Origin of the sequence: uncultured Granulicatella sp., from assembly GCF_963528315.1 — a bacterium.
Classification (GTDB): Bacteria; Bacillota; Bacilli; order Lactobacillales; family Aerococcaceae; genus Granulicatella.
Genome location: NZ_CAURVV010000056.1, coordinates 1 through 8,668 on the forward strand (window position 1 = coordinate 1; position 8,668 = coordinate 8,668).

Below are 8,668 nucleotides of genomic sequence, written 5' to 3' on the forward strand. Positions count from 1 at the left end.
CACTATGCCGGCAGCAAGGAATTGGGCAACGCACAGGACTATCTCTACCCTCACTCCTATCCTGGCAATTGGGTCAAGCAGGACTATCTGCCTGACAAGATTAAAGATGCCAATTATTTCACTCCTAATGAGAATGGCAAATACGAGCGAGCCCTTGGAATGACCAAGGATAAGATTGATGACTTAAAAAAATGATGGCATCGTTTGCAAAAAATCACATTTTTCTCTTGAATTTTTCAAAATTTATGGTATTATAATTATAGAAACGCTGTGGTGTACGACTTCACACTTAAGTGTTGACCGACTATTTTTTGTATTATTAGGGAAACAAAAGTCTTCTAACAGCATGTAGGCCGTCTCACACGGAAACAGCTTCAGTTAGAGCGAGTTGCCCACCTGCTTAATTGCGCGGGTTCAATACAAATCGTGAAGGTCCGGCACCAATACAGCTTTTTCTCTTGCCTCCTTAGCTCAGTTGGTAGAGCAGTAGACTCTTAATCTATGGGTCGCAGGTTCGAGCCCTGCAGGGGGCATAGAAAGTATGACTAAAAAGCCTTGATTTACAAGGCTTTTTTGCTTGTCTATAACTGATTTGCCCCATCATTTGCCCCACATTTTTTTATGAGCAATCTTTCCAGACATCTCTGATTTGATTAAATTCCTCAAAAATTTTCTCCTCTAAAGTGTGTCCATATACTTCTACTAACATTGAAATATCTCTATGCCCTAGAATTTTTGCAATAACTCCAAGGTCAAATCCTTTGTGCCAGAGGTAGCTTCCATAGGTATGACGTGCTCCTTTTGTCGTGATAATTGGATAAATATCTAATTCATTTAAAAGAACACTCAAAGCTTTATTGACACTTGCAATATCTGGTACCAAGTGAATATATCCATAATGCTGAAAAATCATTTTATACCTATTCTTGATTCCTAGCTCTTTATTAGCCTTCTCCTGTTCAATTTTTAGGACTTGTAATATCTTAATACATTCTTCGTCTATCGGTACCATCCGAATAGACGTTTTATTTTTTGGAGGGACAAATTTATGAGAAAGGGTATTAAACCTCCTATATGTTTTTAGCAGTCCTCTGTCAAAGTCAACTTCATTCCAAGTTAACGCTATTAACTCTCCAAATCTCATGCCTGTTTTTAATAGAAAATAGACGATATAAGGAACAATTGAACGTTGGTAATCAAATTTTCTCTTTACTGCTAAAAGTAAATCCAGATAGTCCTTTTCGGTATGTAAATATTTCTCTTCCGTCATCTGTTGTTCTTTGGATGAAAATAACTCGACATGTTGTGTAAAATCATCTATTAGAACTTTGTCGACAATTGCCATTTGGATGCTCTGATGAATCCCAGTATTCAATCTACCAAGAAAATTTCTACCAACTGTTTGTCCATACTTATTCATAATTCTTTGGTATTCACTCGCACGAATTTGAGTGACTTTTTTATTTCCAAATAATCTTTCAATTGTGTTTTTACGGAGAAGATATTTTCTCTTTGTCTCTTCCGACCTACTACTCGGTAGAATTTTTAGTTCAAGCCATTCTTGATACAGATCTACAAGAGAAATATCTCTAGAAATTCTTTTTCCTAAACGAAGTTCTTGCAGAATCGGTTCAGCTTCTGACTCTGCAAGTTTTTTTGTTTTAAAACCGCTATTATGAGCAACAGTTTTTCCTTCGTTACGAATTTCATAGGTCCATAAATTACTATCTCCTCGCTTTCGATAACGAACACTTGCCATATTACGCCACCTCTGTTCCTAGAATCTCATTTACAACACTTTTGGGAACAACCATCAAACGTTTGCGATTATAAAATGTATAGCCTCGTGATACAAGTAATTCTCTTGCCTGATGAATGATATCATTTGCTGTATGAGGGCGATAGCCCATTTCAATTAATTCTTTGTTACTAATTAAATTATTGTCCATAGTTATCCTCCTTATTTATTTTCTAAATTCAGAAACTCGCCTACAAGTAGTTGTAATTCTGCATTTAATTTAGGGAGATTCTGTATTAATACTTCTTTTAATTCTTCCGCAAATTGGTTCGTTTCTTCTCTCAATAGTTTGCGGACTCTTGTTTTTTTCTTTTTGATGCTGTCTGATTTTAAATTTGGAAAAGCCAATGATAACAGTTCAGGATTGTTGAGAAAGATAATTGTAAATGCTCTTTGATCCACTCGAATATGTTCTAGCTTATAAAATCCGAAATTATCAAGTCGATTCATAACATCTTGGACCATCTCCTCACCAATCGCTTTGGTTCTAAGTTGGAACTCCAGTCTCCACCAAAACGGATTTACAGCCAAATCTAGCTTCTCATCGCGCTTGTGAGCAATGATTTCTTTATTCTTATCATATAACCTAACTTGTACATTACTACCGCTAGAACCCCAATATTTCGTCTCTAATTCACCCCCTCTACCATAGAAGACCTTATGGGTAACACCACCTTTAATATGTTGCAAATTAACGATTTCAGGCCTGTTGAAAATGTCAAATGCCAAATCAAAACGAGACAAACGTACCGTCAATGAATTCAATCTGGCAAAGTACATTAATTGCCTCCATACTTTCATTCCATCAAATTCTTTTAAAGTGTTAGGATTGAAATCAATCCGAATCAATTGTTCACCTCCATAAGTGGCTAATTGAAAAAATATAATATTGATAGAATCATACTCATTAAAATCTTTAGCTAAAGTAAATACATCATCTCGTACGTTATCATGTATTTCAAATGAATCAACTCTTGTACTTATTGCCTGTTTCAGATTTTTAAAAATTTGTCTTAGGGAACCAATGTCTGTATCCCAGATAACCGTTAGTCTATCAATACTGACATCTAACCGCTGTACTAATTCTCCTACATCACATCGTTCTTGAATGCTTCTTAAATCTTGTATAGAAACCAACAAAATTGTCCCCCCTTCTTTTAGATTTTTTAGGCCTCAGAAACACCGTCAAATCAACGTTTGCTCGTTCCGTCGTTCTTTGGGCGTTGCCCTAAGTGTACCTTTTTGCTGGCTGTTAGAATAGCCAGCTTTTGCTTGGCTAGAAATTGTCTGGACGCCAGTCTGCAGGACTTCGCCTGACTTCCCGTCAGGCTCGTCCCTTGACCTTGTCCACACAATTTCTAGCACCAAGGCTTCGAATAGTCATAAGTCATAGTCTCGTCCTCAACTTCCTCCTCACTCACTGTTCCTAAACTTACGAGCTACTTTGTATCGTTTATAACTTATTTATAAGTTATAAATATATTTTATAAAAAATATTTTAAATAGTCAACTAAAAACTTGATTTGTAAGTTTATAGATGATAGAATAAGTTTAAAATACAACATAGGAGTTTATCATGACCTTTATTATTCAAAATTTTGGACCCAATTTGGCACGACTACGCATAGAAAAAGGAGTAAGTCAAACTCAACTTGCGGAAGATTTAGGAATCGGTAAACAGTCCATCTCTGATTATGAAAAACAAAAAAGCTATCCTACCTTTGCAAATTTAGATAAGATAGCAGAATATTTTAATGCAACTCCAACCCAACTATTTGGAACTAGTAAAGAGATTGAGTTAGAAAAGAGTGTTCTTGAATCTAATGAATACTCTGATAAAGTAAGTGAAATCTTAAAGGCTGTCAAATACATCGAACATTTTCTACAAACTGATGGACAGTACTTAGAGGATTTACTTTACCTAACAAGAGGCAACCAACTATACACAGAAGATGGAGATGAATTGTATATTGATCCAACTTCTCAGAAAAGAACATTTCATACCCAATATGAACCCGGTTTTATTGTAGCAAGAGATAAATCCCCACTAGAACTCTTAATTGAAAATAAGGACCTATTAGATTAAATAAAAAAAGCGAGTTTTAGGCTCGCTTTTCTATTGTATAATCTTATTCTTCAGTTCTTCCAGTTACTTGAAGCAGGTTCACTGTTTCAATATTGTTGAAGACAAAATTAATTGAATTATCCTCTCCAATCTCAATACGATCTATAAAAGACACTAAAGATAGTTGATTTAATTCATCACTTTCAGAATTAGGAACTATCTCAGAAACGAAAATTTATCCCCTTGATAACCAGATTTATTAATTTTTTAAAATATGCTTACTTTTTAAATACCATTTTAACTTCAGCACCATTACCTTGATCATCATAATTATTTAGTAACAATTGTCCCTTGTTATTTTCAAGTATTTTCATAACAATTGAAAGCCCTAATCCATGTATATTATTATCATACATTTTCGTTGATACATATTTTTCTCTTAGATCATAAAGAATATCATTATTAAATCCATCACCTTGATCCCTGACCACAATAGTATAATCATCTATATCATCATAAAAACCGATAAATATCGTAGAACCCACTGAAGAGTTCTCAATTGCATTATTTACTAAATTTTGTATCGCAATAGCAATTGAATTTTTATCTAATTTAATGTTACTTTCATCAGACGAAAGAATTGACAAGCTAAAACCCTTAAGTTTACAAATACTAGTCACAATTTTTATCCAATCGTCTAAAACTTCTTTTGATACAACTTCCTTTGGAGCTTCCATCAAATCAGAAAATTCATTTAGTTTTTTTAAAAAAGATTCCAATCTCTCCACACCATTTAAAGCATCTTCTGCTCTTTCAAGAACATTTTCTTGATCTTCTTTTAATAATTCTATATTCCCCTTAATTAGAGTAATCGGAGTCCTCACATCATGAGTAATCGATTGAATCATTTCTTTTTGTGTCATCTGCATATTCCATTGTTTTTCTAATGATGCCTTTAAGCTCCTTGCCATACTATCTATAGAATCTAACACTCCTGAAATTTCTGTATAATCAGAATACTCTCTTTCAAATTCTAATTGTAATTTTTCAATATTTTCATTAGCCTTGGATATCTTTCTAATTTCACTCCTTAATTTCCTTGTCAAATTACTTATTAAATAAATAAACCCAATTAGCCATAGACAAAACATGCTTGTAAAATACACCAATTCAAAATTTCCAATTATTTTGTATACATTTGGATTGGTAGGTATAGCACTAATTTTATATTTTATGATCAAATCTTTATTACCATTTTTAAAAGCCTTAAATACATCTGAACCTATTATGTGTTCCTTTGAAGATTTTCCTTTTTGCAATGCCTCACTTATTTTTTGATTATAGCGTTCATCAATCGTATTTTCTATAATTTCTCCATTATCTCTTAATTGATATTCATAAAAAAATGGTATTTTATCAATTTCCCAATTCTCTTTTTGAAACTCATATTTTACTGTATCAGAATGCCTTTCAGCATAATTTGCAGGATATACTACCCCAGTGTTAATTAAGATGTTTAGAGGCATATAGGAAAATAAACTCATAAATAGTACAAAAAACAATTCTAAAATTGCAAATTTACTAATTAAATAGGTTAAACTTTTTTTAGTTCCCATTGATAACCTACTCCCCAAATAGTTTTAACTGGATCTATATGAAATCCAGCAAATTTTTCTCTTATTTTTTTTATTCTTTCTGTAATAGAAGTTGAACTATCACCTTCAGCATCATATCCATAAATTGTTGTATAAATCTTTTCTTTAGTAAAAACCTGGTTTCTATTTTTTAAAAGTAATTCGCATATTTTATATTCACTTTTGGTAAGAGTAATTTCATCTTCCTTGAAATATATTTTTTTAGACAATAAGTCACAAGAAATTGGATAATCAATTATTCTACTGTGCTTATCTCTATTTTCTCTTCTAATATGTGCTGCAACCCTCGCCCTTATTTCAGATACAGAAAATGGCTTTGTAACATAATCATCTGCACCTAAGGCAAATCCCTCTATCTTGTCCTTTTCAAAACTTTTAGCCGTCAACAAGATAATCGGTGCATCTATCAATTCTCTATATCGTGATAAAAACTCAAATCCATCCATTTTATCCATCATGACATCAAGAATAATCAAATTATATTTAACCAGCTGTTCAGGAACAATTTTTTCAGCTGAATCACAAAGGTCAACATTATATTCTTTTTTAAAAGTCAACTCTAAAAGTCGTAATAGATCTTTATCATCATCTATGATTAATAAGTTCATTCTACTCCTCCATTTTATTAATACCATCCCATCTATTATACCAAATATTAAATACGCCTATAAACAATACAGTAATGATTACTGATAATGCTAAAAACATCAAAATATCATGACTTGTAACTTCATGACTTGTATAAGCAAAAATAAGTTTTATCGGCCAAACAAAAGGTAATAAATACCAAATATTACCGCCTAATTCTGTGGTACCTAACAAAATACCTGATAATGTTAAAAAAATTCCGATTAGTATACTGCCAGAAAAACCTAATTTCAAACTTAAAAATTGATAAACAGGAATCATTGGCATCAGCATAATTGTACCAATCAAAAAGCATAAAACTGTACTTATATAATTAAACTCAACTTTTCCAAACCCGACTAATATCATTACCAAGATAGATATAAATTCAATTATAAATAGTAATATAGAGATATAAATAGATTTAGAAAAGAATATTTTTTTCCTACTAATCCCAGTCCTTAAATCATTTGCAAAATTCCCAGCTACCTTATCAACCTCATATATCATTGGTATATAAAAACACATTGAAAAATTTGCTAAAATTATATATGCGCAAAAGAACACTCCCATTTCTTTCCCTATTAATCCTTTTGAATTCATCGAATAAATACCATAAATCAAAGAAAATAGGATTGGGCATAAAAAAGTCATTAGTCTTACTGGTGTCCTTCTACTTCTAAGCCAGTATGACGATATCATATTATGCACTTCATTTACTCCTTTTGTTGTTAATTAAAAGACTTAATGTTAATACGACTACATAGACCGCAATACTTAAAAGCAATCCTAAGTATGTTGCATCCATATTCATTAGTTTAGAGCCAGTCTCAAGAAAAGTCCCATTTGGATGTACTCCAACAACTGGACTAAGCATTCGCAAGTTATATGACCATGGAAATAAAATCCAATTTTTTGTTACTGCAATCACAGCCGATGGGAATGTCAACACAAAATTCAACAATATAAGAACAGCTTTCTTTTTTGTAAGTCCATATATCAAAAAAGATAAAGCAACGATCGGTAAACTTCCAATAAAAAGACAAATAGTAGCTATAATTAATTGACTTAGCGATATTTTTTCACCTAGAAAAAATGTCGCAACAGTAAATATTAATATTGTTGATATTAGTAGAATAATAAATAATTCAGCTACAATAATAATATTTTTTGCCAATTCTATTTTTGTAAAACTTAGATTTTTGCTTTTTTGTAAAACAATATGCTCGCTCTTTTCTTTAACATTTATATTCACAACTAGTAAGCTCAAAACTATTGGGAGAATTAAAAGTGGATACCAATTAAAAGAAGTTGCCAATATGTAACTTTTTCCTTCTGGGCTTTCCCCCATCAAACTAATCATAGCTATATTAAATAAAACAAAAATTATAGGCACAATAATTCCTAACTTTAAGTTAGCAGATCTTTTTTCTTTCATTAACTCTGTTTTAATATAACTAATCATTATTTTTCACATCCTTTTTTATCATTTCTAAAAACAATTTTTCCAAATCCATCTCATCAGAATTATTAGCTTCATAAATGAGATGCCCATTATTAATAATCCCTATCTTATCTGCTATCTGTTGAATCTCACTCAGAATATGACTTGAAATAATGACTGTAATCCCTTTTTTAGAAAACTCTTTTATCAATTCTCTTAACTCTTGAATTCCCAAAGGATCTAGTCCATTAGTTGGTTCATCAAGTATCAATAATTCTGGATTATTTATTAGTGTCATTGCAATTCCAAGTCTTTGTTTCATCCCCAATGAAAAATTTCTTACCAATTTTTTATTTGTGTCTTCTAACCCAACTGTTTTTAACACATAATCAATTCTTCTTTTATCAATATTTAATAATACTGTTAAAACTTCTAAGTTTTCGTATGCTGTTAAATTTGGATAGATGGCAGGATGCTCTATGATAGCTCCAACTTTTTTTAAATCTTGTGTACACATGCTTTTTCCTTCAAAAAAAATATCCCCTGATGTACAATTCATAACTTTAGTAATTACTTTTAATAGCGTTGATTTCCCAGCACCATTCGGTCCTAATAGTCCATATATCTTTCCTTTCTCTACTTTAATTGATATATTTTCAAGTACCATTTGTTTTTTGATTTTCTTTGTTAAATTTCTTGTTTCAAGCATAATTTCCATATAATGTTCCTCCGTTTCTTATGTAATCAATTCTAATACTAAAAAATAACCAAATCATAATTACTCTATTTTTTTGTAAAACAAAAAGCATATATAAATTTTAAAAAGGAGTAAGCAACTCTTCTGTTCACTTACTCCCCCATACTTTTATCTAAAATCATCAAATGTGAGTCATTCGTTATTTTTGCCCCACTTTTGCCCCATTTTTAAATCCTGACATTGAAAACACCTAAAAGTATTTCTCTAAAATCAGCTATATTTCAACATTTTTATTTATTTTCAATATGAAAAGTTCTTACAAATCCATGTAGGGGGCATCTAAATACAACAGGAAAAAGCCTTGTAAATCAAGGCTTTTTTT

Annotated in this window: 10 protein-coding genes, 1 tRNA gene and 1 pseudogene; 3 read left to right on the top strand and 9 right to left on the bottom strand. The window is 31.5% G+C overall.

The window, feature by feature from the left end; all coding sequences use genetic code 11:
- Nucleotides 1-195 (top strand): annotated as a pseudogene (locus RYK07_RS08250) (replication-associated recombination protein A); the annotation flags it as partial.
- 265 nt (nt 196-460) lie between these two features.
- Nucleotides 461-533: transfer RNA gene (locus tag RYK07_RS08255), tRNA-Lys, on the top strand.
- An 86-nt stretch (nt 534-619) separates the two neighbouring features.
- Here RYK07_RS08255 and RYK07_RS08260 read toward each other — a convergent pair.
- From RYK07_RS08260 to RYK07_RS08275, 4 genes are read right to left on the bottom strand one after another with little or no spacing between them, the layout of a single operon-like run.
- Entirely contained in the window at nt 620-1,759 is a 1,140-nt protein-coding gene (locus RYK07_RS08260) for a site-specific integrase (RefSeq protein WP_314853395.1), read from the bottom strand.
- A 1-nt stretch (nt 1,760) separates the two neighbouring features.
- Nucleotides 1,761-1,949 (bottom strand): DUF3173 domain-containing protein, encoded by a 189-nt coding sequence (locus RYK07_RS08265; RefSeq protein WP_000369785.1) that lies wholly within the window; start codon nt 1,947-1,949, stop codon nt 1,761-1,763.
- 11 nt (nt 1,950-1,960) lie between these two features.
- Nucleotides 1,961-2,938 (bottom strand): replication initiation protein, encoded by a 978-nt coding sequence (locus RYK07_RS08270; protein WP_314853396.1) that lies wholly within the window; start codon nt 2,936-2,938, stop codon nt 1,961-1,963.
- 45 nt (nt 2,939-2,983) lie between these two features.
- The gene (locus tag RYK07_RS08275) at nt 2,984-3,166 is read right to left on the bottom strand and encodes a hypothetical protein (RefSeq protein WP_308697132.1); all 183 of its coding nucleotides are present in this window, start codon (nt 3,164-3,166) and stop codon (nt 2,984-2,986) included.
- A gap of 208 nt (nt 3,167-3,374) precedes the next feature.
- On the opposite strand from RYK07_RS08275, the gene RYK07_RS08280 reads away from it, so the two are divergent.
- Entirely contained in the window at nt 3,375-3,884 is a 510-nt protein-coding gene (locus RYK07_RS08280; RefSeq protein WP_247941099.1) for a helix-turn-helix domain-containing protein, read from the top strand.
- Between the two features lie 257 nt (nt 3,885-4,141).
- Here RYK07_RS08280 and RYK07_RS08285 read toward each other — a convergent pair whose 3' ends face one another.
- The 5 genes from RYK07_RS08285 to RYK07_RS08305 all read right to left on the bottom strand — a co-directional run bounded on the left by RYK07_RS08285 (nt 4,142) and on the right by RYK07_RS08305 (nt 8,307).
- Nucleotides 4,142-5,479 (bottom strand): HAMP domain-containing sensor histidine kinase, encoded by a 1,338-nt coding sequence (locus RYK07_RS08285; protein ID WP_125384897.1) that lies wholly within the window; start codon nt 5,477-5,479, stop codon nt 4,142-4,144.
- Complete coding sequence (locus RYK07_RS08290) at nt 5,458-6,126, bottom strand: response regulator transcription factor (RefSeq protein WP_031576232.1); 669 nt, start codon at nt 6,124-6,126, stop codon at nt 5,458-5,460. Before RYK07_RS08290 ends, RYK07_RS08285 begins: the two co-directional genes overlap by 22 nt.
- Nucleotide 6,127: 1 nt before the next feature.
- Nucleotides 6,128-6,748, bottom strand: a complete 621-nt coding sequence (locus RYK07_RS08295; RefSeq protein ID WP_221765929.1) for a hypothetical protein — start codon at nt 6,746-6,748, stop codon at nt 6,128-6,130.
- A gap of 109 nt (nt 6,749-6,857) precedes the next feature.
- Complete coding sequence (locus tag RYK07_RS08300; protein ID WP_031576229.1) at nt 6,858-7,610, bottom strand: ABC transporter permease; 753 nt, start codon at nt 7,608-7,610, stop codon at nt 6,858-6,860.
- The gene (locus RYK07_RS08305) at nt 7,603-8,307 is read right to left on the bottom strand and encodes a lantibiotic protection ABC transporter ATP-binding subunit (protein ID WP_031576228.1); all 705 of its coding nucleotides are present in this window, start codon (nt 8,305-8,307) and stop codon (nt 7,603-7,605) included. The genes RYK07_RS08300 and RYK07_RS08305 overlap by 8 nt, the downstream gene beginning before the upstream one ends.
- Nucleotides 8,308-8,668: the final 361 nt, after the last annotated feature.

Bases quoted from the DNA above. Each gene is read 5' to 3' on its own strand.
- RYK07_RS08260 (WP_314853395.1), bottom strand. From the start codon at position 1,759: ATGGCAAGTGTTCGTTATCGAAAGCGAGGAGATAGTAATTTATGGACC.
- RYK07_RS08265 (WP_000369785.1), bottom strand. From the start codon at position 1,949: ATGGACAATAATTTAATTAGTAACAAAGAATTAATTGAAATGGGCTAT.
- RYK07_RS08280 (WP_247941099.1), top strand. From the start codon at position 3,375: ATGACCTTTATTATTCAAAATTTTGGACCCAATTTGGCACGACTACGC.
- RYK07_RS08285 (WP_125384897.1), bottom strand. From the start codon at position 5,479: ATGGGAACTAAAAAAAGTTTAACCTATTTAATTAGTAAATTTGCAATT.
- RYK07_RS08290 (WP_031576232.1), bottom strand. From the start codon at position 6,126: ATGAACTTATTAATCATAGATGATGATAAAGATCTATTACGACTTTTA.
- RYK07_RS08295 (WP_221765929.1), bottom strand. From the start codon at position 6,748: ATGAATTCAAAAGGATTAATAGGGAAAGAAATGGGAGTGTTCTTTTGC.
- RYK07_RS08300 (WP_031576229.1), bottom strand. From the start codon at position 7,610: ATGATTAGTTATATTAAAACAGAGTTAATGAAAGAAAAAAGATCTGCT.
- RYK07_RS08305 (WP_031576228.1), bottom strand. From the start codon at position 8,307: ATGGAAATTATGCTTGAAACAAGAAATTTAACAAAGAAAATCAAAAAA.